Annotated in this window: 21 protein-coding genes; 4 read left to right on the top strand and 17 right to left on the bottom strand. The window is 62.4% G+C overall.

The features are described from left to right. Positions 1 to 3: 3 nt before the first annotated feature. Together trpB and MKZ91_RS13805 are read right to left on the bottom strand one after the other, a co-directional pair. On the bottom strand, positions 4 to 1,224 hold the full coding sequence (trpB, locus tag MKZ91_RS13810; RefSeq protein ID WP_336171428.1) for a tryptophan synthase subunit beta: 1,221 nt from the start codon (positions 1,222 to 1,224) through the stop codon (positions 4 to 6). Next, positions 1,221 to 1,895: a phosphoribosylanthranilate isomerase gene (locus tag MKZ91_RS13805; RefSeq protein ID WP_336171427.1), complete on the bottom strand. Its 675-nt coding sequence runs from the start codon at positions 1,893 to 1,895 to the stop codon at positions 1,221 to 1,223. The genes trpB and MKZ91_RS13805 overlap by 4 nt, the downstream gene beginning before the upstream one ends. Positions 1,896 to 2,122: 227 nt before the next feature. Here MKZ91_RS13805 and MKZ91_RS13800 point away from each other — a divergent pair, with 227 nt between their 5' ends. Next, on the top strand, positions 2,123 to 2,317 hold the full coding sequence (locus tag MKZ91_RS13800) for a YqaE/Pmp3 family membrane protein (protein ID WP_336171426.1): 195 nt from the start codon (positions 2,123 to 2,125) through the stop codon (positions 2,315 to 2,317). Positions 2,318 to 2,356: 39 nt separating this feature from the next. Here MKZ91_RS13800 and MKZ91_RS13795 read toward each other — a convergent pair whose 3' ends face one another. The 9 genes from MKZ91_RS13795 to MKZ91_RS13755 all read right to left on the bottom strand — a co-directional run bounded on the left by MKZ91_RS13795 (position 2,357) and on the right by MKZ91_RS13755 (position 12,809). Further along, a complete protein-coding gene (locus tag MKZ91_RS13795) occupies positions 2,357 to 3,109 on the bottom strand; it encodes a M48 family metallopeptidase (RefSeq protein ID WP_336171425.1) in 753 nt (250 codons plus the stop codon). Between the two features lie 101 nt (positions 3,110 to 3,210). After that, positions 3,211 to 3,630, bottom strand: coding sequence for a DUF2852 domain-containing protein (locus tag MKZ91_RS13790; RefSeq protein ID WP_336171424.1), 420 nt, complete (start codon positions 3,628 to 3,630; stop codon positions 3,211 to 3,213). A 146-nt stretch (positions 3,631 to 3,776) separates the two neighbouring features. Then, the gene (gene phaZ / locus MKZ91_RS13785; RefSeq protein WP_336171423.1) at positions 3,777 to 5,051 is read right to left on the bottom strand and encodes a polyhydroxyalkanoate depolymerase; all 1,275 of its coding nucleotides are present in this window, start codon (positions 5,049 to 5,051) and stop codon (positions 3,777 to 3,779) included. A gap of 321 nt (positions 5,052 to 5,372) precedes the next feature. After that, positions 5,373 to 6,395 (bottom strand): zinc-binding alcohol dehydrogenase family protein, encoded by a 1,023-nt coding sequence (locus tag MKZ91_RS13780; protein ID WP_336171422.1) that lies wholly within the window; start codon positions 6,393 to 6,395, stop codon positions 5,373 to 5,375. Positions 6,396 to 6,421: 26 nt separating this feature from the next. Further along, positions 6,422 to 7,399, bottom strand: a complete 978-nt coding sequence (locus tag MKZ91_RS13775) for an ABC transporter permease (RefSeq protein WP_173517966.1) — start codon at positions 7,397 to 7,399, stop codon at positions 6,422 to 6,424. Positions 7,400 to 7,438: 39 nt separating this feature from the next. Next, complete coding sequence (locus MKZ91_RS13770) at positions 7,439 to 8,992, bottom strand: sugar ABC transporter ATP-binding protein (RefSeq protein WP_336171421.1); 1,554 nt, start codon at positions 8,990 to 8,992, stop codon at positions 7,439 to 7,441. A 94-nt stretch (positions 8,993 to 9,086) separates the two neighbouring features. Next, the gene (locus tag MKZ91_RS13765; RefSeq protein ID WP_336171420.1) at positions 9,087 to 10,076 is read right to left on the bottom strand and encodes an ABC transporter substrate-binding protein; all 990 of its coding nucleotides are present in this window, start codon (positions 10,074 to 10,076) and stop codon (positions 9,087 to 9,089) included. 168 nt (positions 10,077 to 10,244) lie between these two features. Further along, positions 10,245 to 11,264: an aldo/keto reductase gene (locus tag MKZ91_RS13760; RefSeq protein ID WP_336171419.1), complete on the bottom strand. Its 1,020-nt coding sequence runs from the start codon at positions 11,262 to 11,264 to the stop codon at positions 10,245 to 10,247. Positions 11,265 to 11,303: 39 nt separating this feature from the next. Beyond that, positions 11,304 to 12,809: a UxaA family hydrolase gene (locus MKZ91_RS13755; protein WP_336171418.1), complete on the bottom strand. Its 1,506-nt coding sequence runs from the start codon at positions 12,807 to 12,809 to the stop codon at positions 11,304 to 11,306. A gap of 229 nt (positions 12,810 to 13,038) precedes the next feature. Between MKZ91_RS13755 and MKZ91_RS13750 the strand changes: the two genes are divergently transcribed. Then, positions 13,039 to 13,917: a GntR family transcriptional regulator gene (locus MKZ91_RS13750; RefSeq protein WP_336171417.1), complete on the top strand. Its 879-nt coding sequence runs from the start codon at positions 13,039 to 13,041 to the stop codon at positions 13,915 to 13,917. A gap of 20 nt (positions 13,918 to 13,937) precedes the next feature. Continuing rightward, positions 13,938 to 15,026 carry a mannitol dehydrogenase family protein gene (locus MKZ91_RS13745; RefSeq protein WP_336171416.1) on the top strand — a complete coding sequence of 363 codons (1,089 nt, stop codon included), beginning with the start codon at positions 13,938 to 13,940 and terminating at the stop codon, positions 15,024 to 15,026. On the opposite strand, the gene MKZ91_RS13740 is transcribed toward MKZ91_RS13745, so the two are convergent. Continuing rightward, entirely contained in the window at positions 15,020 to 15,826 is an 807-nt protein-coding gene (locus MKZ91_RS13740) for an HpcH/HpaI aldolase/citrate lyase family protein (protein WP_336171415.1), read from the bottom strand. The genes MKZ91_RS13745 and MKZ91_RS13740 overlap by 7 nt on opposite strands. A 254-nt stretch (positions 15,827 to 16,080) precedes the next feature. Next, the gene (gene gabD, locus MKZ91_RS13735) at positions 16,081 to 17,535 is read right to left on the bottom strand and encodes an NADP-dependent succinate-semialdehyde dehydrogenase (RefSeq protein ID WP_336171414.1); all 1,455 of its coding nucleotides are present in this window, start codon (positions 17,533 to 17,535) and stop codon (positions 16,081 to 16,083) included. 265 nt (positions 17,536 to 17,800) lie between these two features. Here gabD and MKZ91_RS13730 point away from each other — a divergent pair, with 265 nt between their 5' ends. Next, positions 17,801 to 18,397, top strand: a complete 597-nt coding sequence (locus MKZ91_RS13730) for a nitroreductase family protein (RefSeq protein ID WP_336171413.1) — start codon at positions 17,801 to 17,803, stop codon at positions 18,395 to 18,397. A 61-nt stretch (positions 18,398 to 18,458) separates the two neighbouring features. Here the strand turns inward: MKZ91_RS13730 and gyrB are convergent, their stop codons facing one another. From gyrB to mltA, 4 genes are all read right to left on the bottom strand, one after another. After that, the gene (gene gyrB, locus MKZ91_RS13725; RefSeq protein ID WP_336171412.1) at positions 18,459 to 20,894 is read right to left on the bottom strand and encodes a DNA topoisomerase (ATP-hydrolyzing) subunit B; all 2,436 of its coding nucleotides are present in this window, start codon (positions 20,892 to 20,894) and stop codon (positions 18,459 to 18,461) included. 134 nt (positions 20,895 to 21,028) lie between these two features. After that, positions 21,029 to 21,406 carry a helix-turn-helix domain-containing protein gene (locus MKZ91_RS13720; RefSeq protein WP_336171411.1) on the bottom strand — a complete coding sequence of 126 codons (378 nt, stop codon included), beginning with the start codon at positions 21,404 to 21,406 and terminating at the stop codon, positions 21,029 to 21,031. Next, positions 21,403 to 21,972 carry a Smr/MutS family protein gene (locus MKZ91_RS13715; RefSeq protein ID WP_336171410.1) on the bottom strand — a complete coding sequence of 190 codons (570 nt, stop codon included), beginning with the start codon at positions 21,970 to 21,972 and terminating at the stop codon, positions 21,403 to 21,405. The genes MKZ91_RS13720 and MKZ91_RS13715 overlap by 4 nt, the downstream gene beginning before the upstream one ends. Beyond that, positions 21,965 to 23,068 (bottom strand): murein transglycosylase A, encoded by a 1,104-nt coding sequence (mltA, locus tag MKZ91_RS13710; RefSeq protein WP_336171409.1) that lies wholly within the window; start codon positions 23,066 to 23,068, stop codon positions 21,965 to 21,967. Before mltA ends, MKZ91_RS13715 begins: the two co-directional genes overlap by 8 nt. Positions 23,069 to 23,082: the final 14 nt, after the last annotated feature.

Here is a 23,082-nt window from a genome sequence, read left to right as displayed (position 1 = left end):
ATCTTACTGCCCCATTCCCAGAATCTTGCCGACGGTGAAGATGTCCTTGTCGCCGCGACCGGAGAGATTCATCAGGATGATCTCGTCCTTGCCCATCTTCGGCGCACGCTTGATCACCTCGGCAAGCGCATGCGACGGCTCAAGCGCCGGGATGATGCCCTCGAGGCGGGTCAGCGTCTGGAACGCTTCGAGCGCCTCGTGGTCCATGATCGGCACATATTCGACGCGGCCGACATCGTTCAGCCAGGCGTGCTCCGGCCCGATACCAGGGTAATCGAGGCCGGCCGATATCGAATGGCCTTCCTTGATCTGGCCGTCGCCGTCCTGCAGCAGATAGGTGCGGTTGCCGTGCAGAACGCCGGGCGAGCCGGCGGTGATCGAGGCGCAATGCTCGTCGCCCTCGATGCCCTTACCGCCAGCTTCGACGCCGACGATCTTGACGCTTTCGTCGTCGAGGAACGGATGGAAGATGCCGATCGCATTCGAGCCACCGCCGACGGCGGCAACGACGAGATCCGGCAGCCGGCCTTCGGCTGCCAGCATCTGCTCCTTGGCTTCCTGGCCGATGACCGCCTGGAAATCGCGAACCATTTCCGGATAGGGATGCGGGCCGGCGGCCGTGCCGATCAAATAATAGGTGTTGTCGACATTGGTGACCCAGTCGCGCAGCGCCTCGTTCATGGCGTCCTTGAGCGTGCCGCTGCCGGCGGTCACCGGCTTCACCTCGGCACCGAGCAGCTTCATGCGGAAGACGTTCGGCGCCTGGCGCTCGACGTCGGTCGCGCCCATGTAGACGACGCAGGGCAGGCCGAAGCGGGCGGCAACGGTCGCCGACGCGACGCCATGCTGGCCGGCACCGGTTTCAGCGATGATGCGGGTCTTGCCCATGCGCTTGGCAAGCAGGATCTGGCCGATGCAATTGTTGATCTTGTGCGAACCGGTGTGGTTCAGCTCTTCGCGCTTGAAGTAGATCTTGGCGCCGCCGAGCTCGGCCGTCAGCCGTTCGGCGAAATAGAGCGGGCTCGGCCGGCCAATGTAATGGGCGCCGAGATGTTCCAGCTCCGCCTTGAAGGCCGGATCGTTCTTCGCCTTGTCCCACTCGTTCTGCAGGTCGAGGATCAAGGGCATGAGGGTCTCGGCGACGAAACGGCCGCCAAAAATGCCGAAACGACCGTCTTCATCCGGGCCGCCCCGGAAGGAATTCAACTTTGGCGCCTGGTTCACGTCCTGCTCCCTAACCGTGGCATGCCCGCCTCCGCCTGGCGAACGGCATTGAAAAACGATTCCATGAGCTTCAGATCCTTGACGCCCGGCGCGCTCTCGACGCCGGAGGAGATATCGATGGCGCGGGCGCCGGTCTGCGCCATGGCCTCGCCGATGTTTTCGGCGTTCAGACCACCGGAAAGCATGTAATCGACGCTTCCGTCAAGCGCATCCAGCAGCTTCCAGTCAAAGGAAACGCCGTTGCCTCCAGGCAGATCTGAACCCGCCGGGGCCTTGGCGTCGAAAAGGAAGCGATCGGCAATCCCGACATAGGCGTCGATCTTTTCGAGATCGGCCGCTTCGCGGACCGAAAAGACCTTCATGACTGGAAGGCCGTAGATCGCCTTCACCGTTAGCAGCCGTTCCGGGCTCTCGCCGCCATGCAACTGCAGGATGTCGGGCTTAAGCGCCGAGACGATCTCATCGAGTTCGTCATTGTCGGCATTGACCGTCACCGCAACGATTTTCGCCTGGCCGCGAATACGGTCCGCCAGGCGACCGGCATCATCGGGCTCGATGTTTCTCGGACTTTTCGGAAAGAAGATGAAGCCGGTATGCGATGCGCCAAGCGCCACAGCGCGATCCACCGCTTCCGCGGTCTTCAGCCCGCATATCTTGACTTCGGTTTTCATGAGAAGCGACCTTGCATGAAATGTCGCGCGAGTCGAGCCAAAAACCAACGCGCAACTGACCGGTAAGCGGCCTCAAAGCCGCTTCGCCAGCATCATCTTCAGTGACATATCGATAGCCGTTTCGCCACTTTCAACGGCGCCGGCCGACAATGTCCCAGGAGCGGTTGACGCCTCTTGCGGGTCCAGTCGGCTTTCACCATATGAATTTTACCACAATGGAGAGACTGATGCGCCTTTTGCTCGCGCTTATCCTGCCCTGGCTGCAGTTTTTTACCATCGGCCGCCCCTTCGCCGGGCTTGTCTGCCTGATCCTGCAGCTGACCCTGATCGGCTGGGTACCGGCGGCAATCTGGTCGGTCTATGCGCTTAGCCAGTACAAGACCGACGAGAAGATCCGCGAGGCGATGCGCGCTCGCGGATAGGGTCATCCTGTCAGCACGGGCGATAGTTCAGCACGCTGTTCAATCGAAATCGATCGCGTGCAGCATGGTGCCGTTGCGCCGGAGCCAGCGTTTGGCCTCTTCGGTCTCGGGGCATAGCCTTGCGCAGAGCGCCCAGAAATCCGGCCCGTGGTTCATCTCCTTAAGATGTGCGACCTCATGGGCGGCGAGATAGGCGATGACCTTCGGCGGCGCCATGACGATCCGCCAGGAGAAGCTGAGGGCGCCGTCGGCCGAGCAGGAGCCCCAGCGACTGCGCGTATCCTTCAGCGACAGCGACTTCGCACGACGACCGATGCGGCCGGTGTAGATCGCGACAAGCCGGTCGAGATCCTGGCGCGCTTCCTTCTTCAAGAAATCGACGATGCGTCGGTTGAGGTGTTCCTCGTCGCCGCTGACCCGCAGCACCGGATCGTCGTCGATCATCACCGCTTCCGTCAGGCCGCGGATCTTGCCGGTGCGCTCGATGCGGTGCGAGACGCCGCGGATCAGAATCGAGCCGCCCTCCTCGATCTGGCTCTCGCCCGAGAAGCGCGCAAGCTTGGTCATCAGCCAGCCCTGGTGCCGGCTGATAAAGGCGTTGACCTCCCGCTCAGGCAAGCCTTGAGGAACGGTCAGCTTCAATGCCCGGCCGCCCGGCTCGATGCGCAGCGTCATGCGGGTCGCGCGTGCGTTCTGCTTGATCGTCAGCGGCAGAGACTTGCCGGCGACCTCGATCTGCCGCGTCGTGGCGGGGGGAGCAGGTTGGATGCGCCGCTTGAAGGAAGGGAACATGCAGGCTTTCTAACCGATTCGCGGGGCCTTCGCCTACAGCGCCGAACGGCGCCAAAAAGATAATCCGGCGTTTCATGTGAAACGCCGGAAGCGTTTTCGGATTACTGGGCGTCGACGATCGGGCCGGGGCCACCGTTCTTGCGGTCGCGCATGAAGCGGTCGAACTCTTCCTGGTCCTTGGCGCGGCGAAGCTCGCGCACATAGGTGTCGAACTCCTCACGCATCTCGTCGAGCTTGCGGCGCTCCTCGTCAAGGCGAGCAAGCTCGGCTTCACGCCAGTCGTCGAAGGCGACGTTGCCGGTGCGGTGCGTCCAGTTGGGACGGCGACCATTGCGCTTGAACGCCGAACACATGCCATCCACCGTGTCGTTGGCGTCTTTCTTGAAAGTCTTCAGCTTTTCACCGAACAGGATGTAGGCGAGCATGGCCAGGCCGAGCGGCCAGAAGACCACGAAGCCAAGCACCATCAGGGCGATGGTCGCGGGCGTCCAATCCGGACGGATCATTGCAGATTGGTTCATCTTCAGGATTCCTCGCAATCATCCGGGTCGCCCATGCGACCCGATGAAAACGATGTGGGAAGGCGCCCTTGGCTCTGCAAGGCACCCTCCCCCGGATTCGGACAAACCCTTGACTCTACGCGGCCAAAACGACCCGTTTTGCTAGACTACGCCGACTTGCCGCCCTTGATCAGCTGCTTGACCGGCTTCACATGGCGCGAATGCTCGCGCTGGAAGGCGACGATGCGCGGGGCAATTTCCCGGCGGAAGCGCGTGCCGTTGAAGACGCCGTAGTGGCCGACATCCGGCTGCATGTAATGCATGCGCATGTGGTCGGGGATGTTGGTGCAGATCGTCTGCGCCGCCTTGGTCTGGCCGACGCCGGAGATATCGTCGTTCTCGCCTTCGACGGTCAAAAGCGCGACCTTCCTGATCGCCGTCGTGTCGACACGCTTGCCGCGATGCATCATCTCGCCCTTGGGCAGCGCGTGCTGCATGAAGACCACCTGCACGGTCTGCAGGTAGAATTCGGCGGTCAGGTCCATGACCGCCAGATACTCGTCATAGAAGTCGCGGTGCTTCTCGGCGGCATCGCCGTCGTTCTTCACCAGATGGGCGAAGAACTCCTTGTGGGCGATCAGGTGGCGGTCGAGGTTCATCGACATGAAGCCTGAAAGCTGCAGGAAGCCCGGATAGACCATGCGCATGAAGCCGGGCTGCGGCCACGGCACCGGCATGATGACATTGTCACGGAACCATTCGATCGGGCGCTCTTCCGCCAGCTGGTTGACGCCGGTCGGGTTGATGCGCGTGTCGATCGGCCCGCCCATCAGCGTCATCGTTGCCGGCGACAGCGGATCATCGGCAGTCTCCATCAGTGCGACGGCGGCAAGCACCGGAACGGCCGGCTGACAGACGCCGATCACGTGGGTGTCCGGCCCGAGGAAATGCAGCATCTGGATGACGTAGTCGATATAGTCATCAAGGTCGAAGGTGCCTTCGCTGAGCGGCACCATGCGCGCGTCGATCCAATCGGTGATGTAGATGTCAGAATGCGGCAGCAATGCCTCGACCGTGCCACGCAACAGGGTTGCGTAGTGGCCGGACATCGGCGCGACAATCAGCACCTTCTGGTCTGCAGCGCGGCCCTTGGGCAAAGCGCGCTCGAAATGGATGAGGTTGCAGAACGGCGAGCGCCAGACGATGCGCTCGTAGATGGAAACCGATTGACCATCGATGATCGTCTGGGGAAGTCCGAACTCCGGCTTGCCGTAGCGCCGGGTCGAGCGCTCGAAAACCTCGAGCCCGGCAGCGGCGGCCCGGCCGAAATAGGTGTGCGAGACGGGGTTCATCGGGTTGCTGAAGGCAAGCCGCATGGCGTCGGCTGCCGTGCGCCACGGCGCCATCATCGCATGGTTCAGTTCATAGAGCTGGTAGAACATGGGAAGCGTACCCCTTGGTTCAATCAACGACAACGCCGCTCCCGGTCGGACGCAAGCTTGCGATTGTTTGTCTTGGTGTCCGCAATCGCTGCCAGACTACCACTTTTCTTGTGCAGTGCAACAAATATACCCGGCTCGACTCGATACAAGGCCTGTGACCAGAATGAATCTGGATTCCTGACGATTTGCAAACGAGCTTGTCCGAAACTGGCGGTTTTCCGCTATTTTCGTACGTTGAGAGCCTATGCCGGCATTTTCAGGAAGAAAATGGAGCGAATGTCGCGCATGGCCCCTGCGGCAATGCAACAAGGCCGCCCTCGCTCATGCAGCAGCCACCTTGACGATCGCCTTGACCAAACCCGACTTTTCATCGGCCCATCGCGGAAGATCGGCCACTGCTCCATCCAGCGTCGTGCGGTGGGTGATGAGCGCCTCCACAGGCACAAGGCCGGAAGCAATCGACGCGACGACGTGATCAAAGTCCTGGCGGGTCGCATTGCGGCTGCCGATCAAGGTCATCTCACGCTTGTGGAACTCCGGATCGGAGAAGCTTATCTCGTCCTTGACGACGCTGACAAAGACCAGCGCGCCGCCATGGGCGACATAGGCGAAGGCGGCCTGCATCGAGCCACTATACCCGGTGGCATCGAAGACGACGTCGAAGCCGTCCCCTTCCGTCGCTTCGGCTATGCGTGAGGCCACATCAGCATCCGCGACGATGCCATTGGCAAAGCCGAGTTTCTCGGCGGCGAAGTTCAGCCGTTCGTCGCTGGTATCAACGAGCGTCACCTGATGGCCGGCTATGCGTGAGAAGATCGCGGTGCCGAGGCCAATCGGCCCTGCGCCGATGACCAGCGCCCGCGCGCCCGCATCCGTGGATGCGCGGCGAACCGCATGGGCACCGATCGCCAGGAATTCGACCGTCGCCGCAGCTTCAGCGGACAGGCCGTGCGCCGGATAAAGATTACCCTCGGGCACGACGATTTCTTCGCAAAAGGCACCATCGGTGTGCACGCCGAGCACCTTGATGGCAGTGCAGCAGTTCGGCTTTCCGTGGCGACAGGCAGCGCAGGTGCCGCAGGACAGATAGGGGTTGACCACGACAGATGTACCGGGGGCGATCTCCGTGCCCCGGCCACCGGAAACGACCGTTGCAGAGATCTCGTGGCCCATGACGCGGGGGTATTCGAGGAACGGATGTTTGCCGGCGAAGATATGGTAGTCGGTGCCACAGATACCGACATGGCTGACGGCGAGACGCACCCAACCGTCAGGCACAATTTCAGCCGGTGGATGGTCAACGACCTCCAGGCGGCCGGGTTCGAGACAGAGCACGGCTTTCATGACAGTTCTCTCAAAGGCGGCAGCGCCTAGCGGGCGCTGCGGCGCCGGAGTTGATCGAAATAGACGATGACGATGATCAGCACGCCGGTGATGATGCGCTGCCAGAACGAGTTGACGTTCAGGAGATTGGCGCCGTTGTTGATCGTTGCAAGGATAAAGGCGCCGAGCAACGGCCCGTGCACCGAGCCGACCGCTCCGAACAGGCTGGTGCCGCCGATGACCGAGGAGGCGATCGCCTGCAGTTCCCAGCCTTCGGCCTGGGTGGCATTGCCGATGCCGATGCGCGAAGCAAGCAAGAGGCCGACGAAGGCGGCGCAGGTCGAAGACAGGATATAGGCGAGATAGATCGTGCGGTGGACATTGACGCCGGAGAGGCGTGCGGCTTCGCTGTTGGAGCCGACGGCGAAGAGATAGCGACCGAAGCGGCTCAGGTGCAGGAAGACATAGGCCGGGATCGCCACCACGATCACCATCCAGAACAGGCTGGGCACGCCGAGGAAGTCCGCGCGGGAAAAGTTGGTGAAGGCCTCGTTGGTGATCGAGATCGTCGAGCCGTTGGTGATCAGGAGGCCGATGCCGCGCAAGGAGGTGAGCGTGGCCAGCGTGATGATGAACGGTGGCAGGCCCATGCGCACGATGCCGAAGGCGTGGAAGGCGCCGATCAGCACGCCGAAGGCGAGCGTGAGCAGGATCGCGGCCCACAGCGGCACGCCAGCCGCAAGCAGCCAGGCGACGATGACGCTGGTGAAGCCGACCACGGCGCCGACCGAAAGATCGATGCCGGCGGTAATGATGACGAAGGTCTGGCCGACCGCGAGGATCGCCGTCATCGCGCCCTGGCGCAGCAAGTTGCTGATGTTGTTGGGTGTCCAGAAGCTGTTGGTGGCAAAGCCAAGCAGCAACCAGAGGAACAGCAGCAGCCCCAGAAGGGTAAGACCAAACAGAATGCTCACGCCTTTGCGCGGTGCAGCGCTCGCGCCGCTTTCCACCGTTTCCGCACTCATCGTCTTCCTCCCTGCTCCCTCGAGTTTGTTTTTATCCGTTCAAACGCCGATCGCCTGCGTCAGCACTTCCTCATGGCTGGCGGCGCGATAGTCGTGGCTCGCAACCAGCTGCCCGCGCCGGAAGACATGCAGCCTGTCGGACAATTCGTAGACTTCCGGCAGATAGGAGGAGATCAGAATGATACCTGCCCCCTTCTCGAGAAGCCGCGCGAACAGCCGGTAGATTTCCGCCTTGGTGCCAACGTCGACGCCGACGGTCGGTTCGTCGAAAATGAACAGCTTGGCCCCATGGCTCAGCCATTTGCCAATGACGATCTTCTGCTGGTTGCCACCGGACATGGCAGACGCCAGCACCCGACGCGACGGTGTCTTGATCTTCAGGTCGCGGATCTGGCGATCGGCGTTCTCCCGCTCCTGCTGCCCGTTGATCGTCAGCCCGCGCGTCAGCCGGCCAAAGACCGGCAGATTGATGTTGAGGCCGATCGGCAGATTGAGGCAGAGGCCCTGGTCGCGGCGGCTTTCCGGCGCAAGCGCGATGCCGAGATCCATGGCCGTGCGTTCGCTGGCGATCTCCACCTTGCGCCCTTGCCAGTAGACCTCACCGGCTGTCGGTCGATGGCGGCCATAGAGCCCGAGCGCGAACTCGCTGCGGCCTGCCCCGATCAGCCCATAAAGGCCGACGATCTCGCCGGCGTGAACCGTGAGCGAGACATCCCGGAAGCCGGGACCACTGAGGCCGCGCGTCTCGACAATGACCTCGCCGGGCGGGAAATGCTCCTTGTGATAGATCTGCTCGATCGTGCGGTTGATCATCAAGGCGATCAGTTCTGCCTCGTTGGTCTCTGCAATCTTGCGGGTGCCGACATGGGTGCCATCACGCAGGACCGAGACCCGGTCGGCAAGCTCGAAAACTTCCTCCATGCGATGGCTGATATAAACGATGGTCACGCCTTCGGCCTGAAGCCTGCGGATCAGCCGGAAGAGCTGAGCCGACTCCTGGCGGGTGAGATAGGCCGTCGGCTCGTCGAAAATCAGGAACTGCGTACCGCGCATGGCGGCACGGGCAGTGGCGACGAGTTGCTGCTGGCCGATGGTCAGGCTGCCAAGCACAGCACCGGCCGGCAGGTTGAAGCCGAGATCGTCGAGCACGCGCTGGGCCGCGTCGGTCATGGCGCGCTTGCGCATCAGGCCGCTGCGGTTGATCTCATCGCCGAGAAACATGTTGGCGGCGACCGTCAGGTGAGAGCAGAGCACGACCTCCTGATGCACGGCGTTGATGCCGCGCTCGATCGCCTCTTGCGGCGTGGCCAGTTGCACGGGCCTGCCACACCAGAAGACTTCGCCGGACGTGCGCCGGATGACGCCGGTCAGAAGCTTGATCAGTGTCGACTTGCCGGCGCCGTTTTCGCCGACGATCGCGTGGATCTCACCGGAAAGAAACGTCAGGGAGGCCGGTTTCAGCGCTTCGACCGCGCCATACTTCTTCTGCAGGCCGCGCAGTTCCAGGATCGGCTCGCCCTTTGGAACCGGATGGCGCGTCGCCACCTGCAGGCCTTCGGTCCTGGTGTCGCGTGCCTCTTGCAACTCGGTCATCTGCGCATTCCTCCCATCGCAGAGATTGCTTGCGACCGGTCCTCGTTCCGGTCGCAAGCAGGCGCGGCGGGCGAAGAGCCCGCCGCCGCCATCGTCAATTGATCTTCGGGTTCAAGAGCGCGTCGATCTTCGGGTCCGCCATGTTGGCCTTGGTCACCAAGTTGGCGCCCGTATCGACATTCGCCTCGACCTTCTCACCCTTGGAGACGGCCAGGGCCGTCTTCACGCCATCATAGCCCATGCGATAGGGATCCTGAACGACGAGAGCCGCGAGGACGCCTTCCTTGAGGAAGCCGACCGTCTTGTCGTCGCTGTCGAAGCCGACCACCTTGATCTTGTCGCCGAGCTTGTTTTCGGCGATCGCCTGGCCGACACCCTGCGCCATGATCAGGTTGGACGCAAAGACGCCGACCAGATTGGGATTGGCGGTGATCAGGTCGGTCATCATGTTGAGGCCGGTGGTTGCCTGACCGTCGGCATACTTGTCGGCGACGACCTTGAAGCCCGGATATTTGGTCTTGACCTGATCAAGGAAACCTTCGCGGCGCTGGTCGAGCGAACCGACACCAGGCAGGTTGGTGATGATGGCAATTTCGCCCTCTTCCTTGCCGGTCATCTCCTTCACCGCCGCGGCGAGACCGTCGGCGGCGATGCGGCCGCCCTGGACGTTGTCGGTGGTCAGGAACGACGCGAAGGCCTTCGAGTCGGCGGCGGAATCGATACCGATGATCGGCACGGCCTTGGCTGCCTCGTCGATCGGCTTGCCGAGCGCCTTGAACTCGGTCGGTGAAATGACGACGGCAGCAGGGGCGCCGGCGACCGCGTTCTCGAGAATGCTGATCTGGCCATTGATGTCGGATTCGGCCTGGGCGCCGAGTTCCGGCACATTGACGCCGAGATCCTTGCCGGCGGCGCGCGCGCCCGCCAAGACGATCTGCCAGTAGAAGGACGTCGTATCCTTGACGATGATCGGGATCGTCACGTCCTGGGCAAAGGACGCGACCGGCGTCATGCCGGCGATCATTGCCGCACTCGCCAAGGCGGTGAAGGTACGACGGGTAAGGCTGCTTTTCAGAATGCTCATCCCAGGTTTCTCCTCTCAGTGCACCGTGTTCCACGTCTTGGAGATCGATCGCAGGTGCCGGCTTATCGACCTTTTATCGATAAAAAACATATTCAGATGCTAGTACGACAGTTCCGGCTTGGCAAGCGGCCGGGAAAGCATTTCCGGCCGCCCTTGCGGCCCCGACTGCTAGACGCGAACCGGCTCATCCCCCAGTTCAGGCGCGACCAGCGTAAATGGCTCAAAGGCAGCAAGATCGGCTGCCGAGAACCTGTGTTTTAGAAGTGTCATGTTGCGCCTCAGGCTCTCGGGCTTGGCGGTTCCGAGAAGCACGGAGGCGACCAGCGGATGACCAAGCGGAAACCGCATGGCGGGCGCTGCAAGCGGCACCCCCATCCTACGCGCAATCTCGTCCATGGCCCCGACTTTCTGCCTGATTTCGGCAGTCGCCGGCATGTAGTCGAAATGGGCACCATCGACAGGACCGGTCGCCAGGATGCCGGAGTTGAACACGCCTCCGACCACAAGCGACGTCTGCTTCTTTTCGCAAAGCGGCAGGAGCTCTGCGACCGCGGTGCGGTCGAGCAGAGTGTAACGGCCGGCAAGCAGAATGCAGTCGATATCCGCCTGGCGTATGACGTCGAGGCAAACCGGTACTTCGTTCACGCCGAGACCATAGGCAGCGACCACCCCGGATGATTTCAACTCCTCCAGCGCTTTCAAGCCGCCGTCCAGCAATTGCTTGAGATAGACGGTATTGCGGGCGGCACCATGGGTGTAGACGCCGATATCGTGGACATAGAGGATGTCGATGCGGTTGAGACCGAGCCGGGCATAGCTGAACTCGACGGAGCGCATGATGCCGTCATAGCTGTAGTCGTATTTGACGTCGAAATTGAGCGGCTTCACATAGGAATAGTCAGGCACCTTGTCTTCCGGCACCGGATAAAGCAGCCGCCCGACCTTGGTGGAGAGGACGAACTGGTCGCGCGGCTTATCCCGCAGGAAATCGCCCACGCGGCGCTCGCCAAGGCCGAGCCCATAGAAGGGCGCCACGTCGAAATAGCGCATGCCCGACTGCCAGGCGGCATCCAGGGTCGCCATGGCCGCGTCGCGCGTGCACTCCCGGTAGAGGCCACCGAGGCCGGCGGCGCCAAAGCTGTACTCGGTCACCGAAAGTCCGGTCCGACCGATCCGTCTCGTCTGCATTCCCTGTTCTCCTCCCCCAAGGATGCCGGTCGTCAGGTTCTAAAGCGTCGCCCCGAGATGCCAGGGCACGAATTCGTTGTCGCCATAGCCGAAGAGTTCGCTCTTGGTCTTGCGGCCCGATGCGGTGTCGATGATCAGGTCGAATATCTCGCGGCCGAGCCCGGCAATGGTTGCTTCACCCGAAGCGATCACGCCACAATCGATGTCCATGTCCTCTTCCATCGCTCGGAAGAGCGCCGTGTTGCTGGTGAGCTTGATCGACGGCGCCGGGCGACAGCCGAAACAGCTGCCGCGACCGGTGGTAAAGGCGATGACATTGGCGCCGCCAGCGACCTGGCCGGTCGCCGATACCGGGTCGTAGCCGGGCGTATCCATGAAGACCAACCCGTGCTCGGTCACCCGCTCGGCGTAGCGGTAGACGGCGTTCAGCGGCGAACGGCCACCCTTGGCGACAGCGCCGAGCGACTTCTCGAGAATGGTCGTCAGGCCGCCGCGTTTGTTGCCCGGCGAAGGATTGTTGTCGAGCGAGGCGCCGTGCATCGCCGCGTAATTCTCCCACCAGGCGATCAGGCCATCGAGCTTCACGGCCACCGCCTCGCTGACGGCACGGCTGCGCAGCAGATGCTCGGCGCCATAAATTTCCGAGGTTTCGGAGAGAATTGCGGTGCCGCCGGCGGCCGCCAGTATGTCGACCGCCGCCCCGAGCGCCGGATTGGCGGTAATGCCCGAAAGGCCGTCCGATCCGCCACATTGCAGGCCGACGACGATCTCGCTCACCGGGATTGCGACCCGGCGTTCCCTGCCGACTTCAGCGGCGATCTCGTCGAGAATGCCGAGCGCCTTTTCCACCGAACGGCGCGATCCGCCGGCCTCCTGGATGTTGAAATGGCGTTTCTCGGCGCCGGCACTGCTTTGACCGTAGAGCGTCAACTGGTTGACCTCGCAGCCGAGACCCACCATCAGCACGCCGCCGAAGTTCACATGGCGGGCATAGCCGGCGAGCGTGCGGTGCAGGTTGGCCATGCCGTCACCGGTGGACGACATGCCGCAACCCTGGTCGTGCACGATCGGTACGAAACCATCGATGCCCTCATACTTCGGCAGGATGCGCCTGTTCGCCTCCTCGGCGATGGCGCGGCAAACCGTGGTGGAACAGTTCACGCTGGCGATGACGCCGATGTAGTTTCGTGTGGCTGCGCGACCGTCGCCGCGCCGGTAGCCGTGGAATGTGCGCGCCTTGTCGGATTCGCTCGCTACTTCCGGCATCCCCTGCGCGCCAATTGCAAGACGGCCGCTATCGAAGGCGAGATTGTGGGAATGCACGTGTTCGCCCGCCGCGATGTCGAGGGTCGCCCGGCCAATGGCCTGGGCATATTTGACAACGGGTTCCCCGGCCTTGATGGGTCGGATCGCAATCTTGTGGCCGGCATCGACCTTTGCCGCCGCGCGGGCGCCGTTTGGCAGGGCGTCACCGGCCGCGATCGCAAGCGTCGCGACGACGACATTGTCCTCCGGCGAAAGCAGGATCGTGGACGGCGCAGACACCCGATTTCCTCCCTGATGGCTCATTGGAGCGGCCAACTTGTTTTGTCTTTTATCTACAATAGACAGATTGTCGTCAATGGGTATTATGTAGAAAGACCGCGGCGACGAGGTCAGTCGTCGGAGTGGGAGGATCAAACGTCGACGATTGGAACGGAGACAAAATCGGATCAACGGGATAGAGGAGCCTCCGCGTAGTCGCAGAGTATTCGAACCGGCCGGACTTAAGCCCATGGCAAAACAAAACACCGTCTTCAAGGATGCCTATAACCGCTGCCTGAAGCTGCTGGCTGACACATCCTCCCTGCCCTCCGAACCGGAGCTCGGGCAGGTGCTTGGCGTCAGCCGGACGACGGTGCGGGCCATCCTCGGTCGCTTCGAGGAACTGCAGCTCATCACCTGGGACAAGCGCAAGAAAAGCGTCCTGCGGCAGCCGCGCCCCGACGACTACTTTCCGACGGAAGAGACTGATTCGCTTGCCGAGATCATCGAGCGCAGCTTCATGCGCCGGATTCTCGCTGGCGGCGCCGAACCGGGTATGCAAATCAACGAGCTCGAACTGGCGCGCGAAATCGGCACTGGCACGACCAGCGTGCGCGAATTCCTGATCCGCTTCAGCCGCTTCGGCCTGATCGAGAAGCGGCCGAACAGCCACTGGATCCTCAAAGGCTTCACGCGCGAATTCGCATTGGAGTTGACGGAAGTGCGCGAAATGTTCGAGCTGCGCTCGGCCGCACGTTTCGTCGCTCTTCCGGACGACCACCCGGCCTGGGACGAACTGACAAAGATCGAGGCGCTACACCGGGAGATCCTGGCCGACATCGACAAGCGCTACCGGGAATTTTCCGAACTCGACGAACAGTTCCATCTCCTGGTGCACAAGGCATCAAGCAACCGCTTCATCGTCGACTTCTACGACATCATCGCCATCGTCTTCCACTATCACTACCAGTGGAACAAGACGAATGCCCGGCAGCGCAACGCCCGGGCGCTCGAAGAACATCTCGCCTATATCGAGGCATTGCGCTCGCACGATCCGGCAAGGGCCGAACAGGCCTGCCGCCGGCATCTCCAGTCCGCGCGCGAGACCCTTCTTCAATCCATTCCATAGCCAGTTATCGGAGCGAACGCATGCCGACGCCGATCGTGCAATTCGGGACGAGCCGCTTTCTGCAGGCGCATGCCGATCTCTTCATCAGCGAGGCGCTGAAGACGGGAGCGGCACCGGGACCGATCACGGTGGTGCAGACAACCGGGTCGAAGGAGCGCTCGGGACGACTTGCAGCGCTCACCAGACCCGAGGGCTTTCCGATCGTCATCCGTGGCCTCCTCCACGGCGCGCGAATTGACCGGACAGAACGTGTGACCAGCGTAACACGGGCGCTTTCGACCAGCGAAAACTGGAACGAGGTCCAGCAGGTTATTGCCGATGAGGCCGAAATCCTGATCTCGAATACCGGCGATACGGGCTACCAGATCGGCGGGGACGACCGGGCAACCGAGATCCCGCGTTCCTTCCCGGGCAAACTTCTGCTCCTGCTAAAGGCGCGCTTCAATATCAGCCGACGGCCGCTGACGATCCTTCCCTGCGAGCTCGTTTCACGTAACGGCGATGTGCTGAAGGCGCTGATGCTGCGGCTCGCGGCCGAGCGCATCGAAGACGCCGCTTATGCCCGCTGGCTGGACGAGGCGGTCGTCTGGGCAAACACGCTGGTAGACCGCATCGTCTCCGAACCGCTGGAGCCCGCCGGCGCGATTGCCGAACCCTATGCCCTCTGGGCAATCGAAAACCAGCCCGGTCTGCAGCTCCCCTGCCTCCACCCGTCGGTGAAACTCGTCGACGACCTGACGCCCCATGAGAAGCTGAAGCTGCATATCCTCAATCTCGGCCACACGGTGCTTGCGGATATCTGGCTCAAGCAAGGGCGCGACGGTGACGAGACTGTTCGCGAGATACTCGCCGATGCCACCGTCGCGGCCCGACTCGACGCCATCTACCGTACCGAAGTCCTGCCCGCCTTTTCGGCAAGACATCTTGAAAGCGAGGCGGCCGACTATGTCGCCGCGACGCTGGAGCGGTTCCGCAACCCGTTCCTCAATCACCGCATTAGCGATATCGCCAACCACCATCAGGAAAAGATCGAGCGTCGAATCCGTGGGCTCCAGCGCTGGAGCCCGGGGGTGCCGATGCCCAAGCTGATGGCGATCGCCGATCAGTAGCCGGATTCAGTCTTCTTTAGAGTCGGCGCTGCCTGGCCGAGGAAATCCTGCCGCAGCGCCGTCGTCGCACGCACCAGCGACGTGACGTCGGTGCCGATTGCCATGAAATCGGCACCGAGCGCGCGATAGTCTCGGGCCTGTTCGAGATCGAGCGTCATGATACCGCTTGCCTTGCCGGCCTTCCTGATGCGGGCAAAGGCGTCGGCGATGGCCGCGCGGACATCCGGGTGGCCGGGCTGGCCGAGGTAGCCCATGTCGGCCGCCAGGTCCGACGGGCCGATGAAGAGGCCGTCGACACCATCGAGCGCGGCGATCTCGTCGAGCGCGTCAAGCCCCGCCCGGCTTTCGATCTGCAGGATCAGGCAGATTTCTTCGCCGGCTGTCTGAAGATAGTCAGCGATGCGGCCAAACTGCGAGGCACGGCCAAGTCCTGCGCCAACCCCACGAACGCCGTGGGGCGGATAGCGGGTGGCGCGCACCAGCTGCTGCGCCTGCTCGACGCTTTCGACCATCGGAATCAGAAGCGTCTGCACGCCGGTATCAAGGATCTGCTTGATGAGCACCGTATCGCCAACCGGCAAACGCACCATCGCATGGCTCGCCGATGCCGCAACGGCGCGAAACTGTGCCGCCAGCAGCGGAATGTCATTGGGCGCATGCTCCCCGTCGATCAGCAGCCAATCATAGCCGCTGCCCGACACGACTTCAGCCGCGTAAGGGCTGGCGAGCGCCACCCAGAGCCCAAGCTGGAAGCGGTTTTCGCGCAGAGCTGCCTTGAAAAGGTTCACGGGTGCCGGCATGCCTACTCTCCTTAAACGTCGCGTGGAGACCCTACCGCCCCTCATCCACCTGCACCCGCTCCCCGTCAAGGACGAGGAGAAGGACGATGCCGCACGATCGCAGGTCCCCTCTCCTTGCTTGTAGAGAGAGGGCTAGGGTGAGGGCAACGCTCGTCGCCATAATTAGTCTCAACTGCAAACACTAACGGCTTGCTGGCAAAAGAAAACCGGCCAAAATTTTGGCCGGTTTTCTGCAAGTTGGATTTTCGCCTGTTTTACGCAACGCCGCCGAGGCAGACGTATTTGATCTCGGTGAACTCCTCGATGCCGTAGCGCGAGCCTTCGCGGCCGAGGCCGGAGAGCTTGACGCCGCCGAACGGCGCTTCCGCCGTCGAGATCAGCCCGGTGTTGACGCCGACCATGCCGTATTCCAGCGCTTCGGCCACCCGGAACACCCGCGCGAGATCCTTGGCGTAGAAGTAGGAGGCGAGACCGAATTCGGTGTCGTTGGCCTGGGCGACGACGTCCGCTTCGTCGGTGAAGCGGAAGAGCGGCGCCACCGGTCCGAAGGTTTCTTCGCGCGCGACCGCCATCGCCTGCGTGACATCGGCCAGAACCGTCGCCTCGTAGAAGGTGCCGCCGAGCGCGTGGCGCTTGCCACCCTGGATGACGCGCGCGCCCTTGGACGTCGCATCGGCAATGTGCTCTTCGACCTTGTCGAGCGCCGCCTTGTCGATCAGCGGGCCGAGTATGACGCCCTCGTCGACGCCGTTGCCGATCTTCAGCTTGGCCACCGCCTTGGCGAGCTTGTCGGCAAAGGCGTCATAGACCTTGTCCTGCACATAGATGCGGTTGGCGCAGACGCAGGTCTGGCCGTTGTTGCGGAACTTGGCGATCAGCGCGCCTTCGACCGCCGCATCGAGATCGGCGTCGTCAAAGACAATGAACGGCGCATTGCCGCCGAGCTCGAGGCCGAGTTTCTTGATGGTGGCCGCACTCTGGCGATAGAGCTCGGCCCCCACTTCGGTCGAGCCGGTGAAGGTCAGCTTGCGCACCACGGGGTTGGAGGTCATTTCGGCGCCGATCTCGCGGGCAGAGCCGGTGATGACGCTGAAGAGGCCCTTGGGCAGGCCGGCACGCTCGGCAAGGATCGCAATGGCGATCGCCGAGAACGGCGTCTGGGCGGCCGGCTTCAGGACCATGGCGCAGCCGGCAGCAAAAGCCGGGCCGGCCTTGCGGGTGATCATCGCGTTCGGAAAGTTCCACGGCGTGATCGCCGCAACGACACCGATCGGCTGCTTCATCACAAGGATGCGCTTGTCGGGCTGGTGGCCCGGGATCAGGTCGCCATAGAGACGACGGGCCTCTTCGGCGAACCATTCGACGAAGCTTGCACCATAGACGATTTCGCCTGTTGCTTCCGCCAGCGGCTTGCCCTGCTCGAGCGTCAGGATGCGGCCGAGATCCTCCTTGTTCTCGATCATCAGCTCGAACCATTTGCGCAAGATCCCGGCGCGATCCTTGGCGGTGCGGGCCGCCCAGGCCTTCTGGGCCAGGCGCGCTGCCTCGATCGCCGCCTTGGTTTCCTTGGCGCCGAGCTTCGGCACCCGACCGATGATCTCGCCCGTCGCGGGGTTGTTCACTTCGATCGCGTTTGCTGCGTCCGCCTCGATCCACTCGCCACCGACGAGGGCCGCCTGGCGAAACAATGATGGGTCTTTAAACGACATGATCCGTCCTCTCTCAAAAGCTACAGAACTTATACAACTTTTTTCCGAGAAACAGCAATGACCCCGTGCGCCATTTCTTCACTTTCGTGAGACCGGACCCAGCATGCCGGTTGCTTGACCGTTGCGTGGGCCAAACCCGGTTTCATCGGCATCGGACCTCATGTAGCGTCGCAAGCGAATCGGACCATAGCGTGAGGTTCGGGTCGGTGACCGCCCCGGCGCCGAAGGTCCCCAAAGGATTATCGACACCAGAAGAGGCCTGTCCATGGCAGCAACCGACAACAGAAAGACCGACTATCCGATCGACGATATGTTTGTGGAGCGTTGGTCACCCCGCGCCTTTACCAACGAGGAGATCAAGGAGGAGATGTTGCTCTCCTTCTTCGAGGCCGCGCGGTGGGCGCCGTCGGCGAGCAACCGGCAGCCCTGGCGATTTGTCTACGCCCGTCGTGGCACGGATCACTTCGCTACGCTGCTCGACATTCTTGACGAAAGCAACCAGCGCTGGGCGAAGAATGCCGCCGCACTGCTTATCGTCATATCCCGGACGCACAACCAGGCACAGAGCGGCGAAATGCGACCGGCCTATACCCACGCCTTCGACACGGGTTCGGCCTGGTACAGCCTTGCGCTGCAGGCTTCCCTTTCCGGCTGGCACACCCACGGCATGGCAGGCATCGATCGCGACAAGGCCATGCAGGTGCTGAACGTCCCCGAGTATCACCGCGTCGAGGCCGCCGTTGCGATCGGCAAGCTCGCCGATCCTTCGACACTGCCGGATGATTTGCGCGCACGCGAAATCCCGAGCCAGCGCAAGCCGGTCAGCGAGTTTGCCTTCGAAGGTCAGTTCAAGGGCGAATGAACGCAAACAAAAAATCCCGGCCTTTGAGCCGGGATTTTCAATTGTCTCTCTCAGACCTTGATCAGATGTCGAGGTTGGCAACGCTCAGCGCGTTCTCCTGGATGAAGTCGCGCCGCGGCTCGACCTCATCGCCCATCAAGCGGGAGAACAGGCCATCGGCATCCGTGGCGTCAGTAACCCGGACCTGCAGCAGCGAGCGGACGTTCGGATCGAGGGTCGTTTCCCAGAGCTGCTCGGCATTCATTTCGCCAAGGCCCTTGTAGCGCTGCATCGACAGACCCTTGCGGCCAGCGGCAAAGATCGCATCGAGAAGCGCACGCGGTCCGCTGACCTCCTGCGTGCCGTCACGGCGGCGCAGCACCGGCGGTGCTGCATAGACTTCCTTGAGCTTTGACGCCAACTGGTCGATGTAGCGCGCATCGGACGAACCGATCAGCGCCATGTCGAGCACGGCGACTTCCTTGACGCCGCGGACCATGCGTTCGAACCGCAAGCCGCCTTCGGTCGTCACCGTACCGACCCAGCCACGCTCGGTCTCCTCGGCAATCACGTCGAGACGGCGGGCGATCTCCGCAGCGGTCTTCTCATACTCGTCGCGCTGGCCGTTAAGTTCGACGTTCAGAGCACCGGCAATGGCTGCCTGTTCGACGATTGCGCGGTTGTAGCGTGAGTGAAGCCCGTTCATGAGATTGCGCAGGCGGAGCGCGTCGTTGATGACCTCGCGCAGATCCTGGCCGGCGCGGACTTCGCCGGATTCAAGCTCCAGCGTCGCTTCCTCGAGGCCCATCGAGATCAGATAGTCTTCCAGCGCCTGCTCGTTTTTCAGGTACTGCGCCGACTTGCCGCGCGTGACCTTATAGAGTGGCGGCTGGGCAATATAGATATGGCCGCGCTCGATCAGTTCCGGCATCTGGCGGAAGAAGAAGGTGAGCAGCAGGGTGCGGATATGGGCGCCGTCGACGTCGGCGTCCGTCATGATGATGATCTTATGGTAACGCAGCTTATCGGCGTTGAACTCGTCCTTGCCGATCGACGTGCCAAGTGCGGTGATCAGCGTGCCGATTTCCTGGCTCGACAGCATCTTGTCGAAACGGGCGCGCTCTACGTTCAGGATCTTGCCGCGCAGCGGCAGGATCGCCTGATTTTCGCGTGAGCGGCCCTGCTTGGCCGACCCGCCTGCCGAGTCACCTTCCACCAGGAAGACTTCGGACTTGGCCGGATCGCGCTCCGAGCAGTCGGCAAGCTTGCCGGGCAGCGACGAGATATCGAGTGCGCCCTTGCGGCGGGTCAGTTCGCGCGCCTTGCGAGCGGCTTCGCGCGCGGCAGCCGCTTCGACCACCTTACCAACCAAGATCTTGGCTTCGGTCGGATGCTCTTCAAACCAGGTGCTGAGCGCCTCGTTGACGAGGCTTTCGACAACAGGACGGACTTCAGAGGAAACGAGCTTGTCCTTCGTCTGCGACGAGAACTTCGGGTCCGGAACCTTGACCGAGAGCACGGCCGTCAGGCCTTCGCGGCAGTCTTCACCCTGGAGCGTGACCTTCTCTCTCTTCGTAATGCCGGACGTATCGGCATAGGACGTGACCTGCCGGGTCAACGCGCCGCGGAAGCCCGCCATATGCGTGCCGCCGTCGCGCTGCGGGATGTTGTTGGTAAAGCAGAGCACGTTTTCGTGGTAGCTGTCGTTCCACCACATCGCCACTTCGACGGTGATGCCGTCCTTCTCGCCGCGGATCGATACCGGCTTGTGCACCAGCGGCTTCTTCGCGCGGTCGAGATAGGCGACGTAGGCCTCCAGGCCGCCCTCATACATCATCTCGTCCTGGCGGATGTCCGAATGGCGCTTGTCGGTGAGGATGATATGAACGCCTGAATTCAGGAACGCGAGTTCGCGCAAGCGGTGCTCGAGCGTGTTGTAGTCGAACTCGGTCTTGGTGAAGGTCTCGCTGCTCGGCAGGAACGTCACCTCGGTCCCGGTCGCATCGCCGGCGTCACCGGTAACTGCGAGAGAGCCGTCAGCAACACCGTGGGTGAAGCTCATCTCGTGAACCTTGCCGGCGCGGCGGATCTTCAGCTTCAAGGAAACCGAAAGCGCATTGACGACCGACACGCCAACGCCATGCAGACCGCCCGAAACCTTGTAGGAGTTCTGGTCGAACTTACCGCCGGCGTGCAGCTGGGTCATGATGACCTCCGCCGCCGAAACGCCCTCTTCCTTGTGAATGTCGGTCGGGATACCGCGGCCGTTGTCGGTCACGGTTACGGACCCATCCGGGTTGAGCGTCACCGTGACGATGTCGGCATGACCGGCAAGTGCCTCGTCGATCGCGTTGTCGACGACTTCATACACCATGTGGTGCAGACCAGACCCGTCGTCGGTGTCGCCGATATACATGCCCGGCCGCTTGCGCACGGCATCCAGGCCCTTCAACACCTTGATGGAATCGGCACCATATTCGGCGCTGGCGCCGGTTTCGGTCTCAGGAGTATCGGTCATTCAGCTACGGGTCTTTCCAGGTTGTTCGGACGCGGTGATTCGTTGCGAATCACGTCTCGGACGCCTCGTGGACTATAGAAAATTTGTCCACGGTTCCAAATCCCGGACCGCCGGGCAGCGGCCGGAAACAGCATTCATCCCCTGTCATTATCAGGAAATGTGGCTTTTTCCAAAACATCTTCCAGGGCGCGGATCGTCTGTGGCGACAAACCGCGAATTTGCTCGCTGAGCCGGTTGGCAAATGCCGTGTGCGCAGGCGTCAGGCCCGAGGTGTCGAGCACGACTTTCGGGCTGGACACATGGGCGATGCGGAACAGTTCCTCCGCCTCGTCCCAGATCACGTTGAAGTAGCCGGTGACGCGCTGGAGAAAGTCGAAACTCGGCGCGCCGCGCTTTCCGTGTTCCAGTGCGGAAAGATAGGCCGCCGACACACCGATTGCCGCCGCCATCTGCTTCTGCGACACGCCCTTCCGGCGTCGCAGCTCCCGCAGCGCCTGCCCGAAGGGCGTCATAGGGCACTTCCTCGCAACCGTGCCAGACGGACATAGAGGGCGCCCTCGCCGCCATGATTGCGCGCTGCCGGCTCGTAGGATGAGATCAACGGTCGAAACTCCGGCAACGAAAACCAGAGCGGCACCGCTCGCTTCAGCGCACCGTCGCTGCCGAACGAGGTTCCCTTGCCGGTGATCACCAGCACGTGCCGCAGTCCCCGCTCGTGCGCCCGGAGAAGAAACTGCAGGAGCAGGCCATGCGCTTCGCTCTGGATCATGCCGTGCAGATCGAGACGGGCCTCGAGCGTGAGATGGCCCTTGGCAAGCTTGCGCTTGACCGGCCGTTCCAGCGGGTGATGCACCTTTGCGCCCGGCTTTTTCGTGAGCGCTATGCCCTGTGGCTCGGCAGCTGCCGGCGGCTGCTTCTGCTGTGGCGAGGCCCTGGCCTCGTCCTCTGCCTTCGGCTGTTCGTCGAGAGCCAACAGATCCTCGAGTTCGCCGAGCCGGCCGGGCATCGGTCGCGCCGAGCGCGCAACCTTCCCCCAGAGAATTCGATCTTCGGCCGAAAGCTTCTTGTCCTTAGGCATGGCCGTAGCGTGCCGCAGCGGCTCTTGGAACGAACACATAGAAATCGGCAGTGTTGCGGACCGCTCCTGCCAACTCGCCCGCCTCGAAGCCGGAGCCGGTAAAGATGTCGCCGCGCGCCGGGCCGACGATCGCCGAGCCGGTGTCGAGCGCCAGCATCAGCCGGCGGAACGGTTTTCCCTGATCAAGACGCGTCAGACTCTCACTGGCGATATAGAAAGGCACGCCGAAGGTGTGGATCAGACGATCCACGGCCAGCGCCCGACCGGGTTCGAGAGAGACTTTTGCGGCAGCAACCGGGCCCAGGCGCTCGTCTTCGACGGCGGCCTCGCGAAAGAAGATGAAGGACCGGTTGTGCCAAAACACCTCGTCGACCTCGTCCGGATGGGCTTCAAGCCAGGCGCGGATGCTCATCATCGACACCGTTTCCGCGTCGATCTTACCTCGTTCGATCAAAAGCTTGCCGATCGGCGAAAAATAGTGGCCGGTCTTGGCTGCATAGGTCACGCGACGGCGTGAACCGTCGGGATAGACGAGCCGGGCCGCGCCCTGCACATGAACGAAAAAGACATCGATCTTCGATTTGGCGTAGGCGATCTCCAGGCCGCGCCCGGCAAGAAGGCCCTTTTCGATCGCCGGGCGATCCGGATACTCGCTGATCTGCCCGTCGCGGGAAAGGCCGAAGGCAAAATAGGGATCCATGCCGCTTGGCCGATTGCTATCGTCGATGTCGACGAGGTCTTCGGGGCGGCGGTAAAGCGGATACCGAAAAATCTCGTCCGGTTCGGCGCGGACCTCGATTTCCGGCTCATAGAAGGCGGTGACAAATCCGGGACCGGCATCGGGTCTGATCAGGAACGGCACGAACTGGCTTTCGAAGAAGGCCCGCGCCGCCTCGGGTGCAGCCACGGGCACCGGCGATGCGGAGAAGGCCGGCATCAGATCGTCGACCGAAATGCCGAGCGAACCCGTCCGATAGGCTTTCACCGTCGAAACATGGCTATGACAGCGGCGCATCGCCTCGATCACCGCGGTTGGGTCATCGTCCAGCCAGCCCGGGAGATCGGCAAAACTGACGTGCTCAAGTCGGAAGGACATCGTCGCCACGTCCG

Source organism: Ensifer sp. MJa1 (assembly GCF_037026475.1).
Lineage (GTDB): Bacteria > Pseudomonadota > Alphaproteobacteria > Rhizobiales > Rhizobiaceae > Ensifer.
Note: the sequence above shows the minus strand (reverse complement) of the source record. Positions and strands in the feature narration are given on the sequence as shown.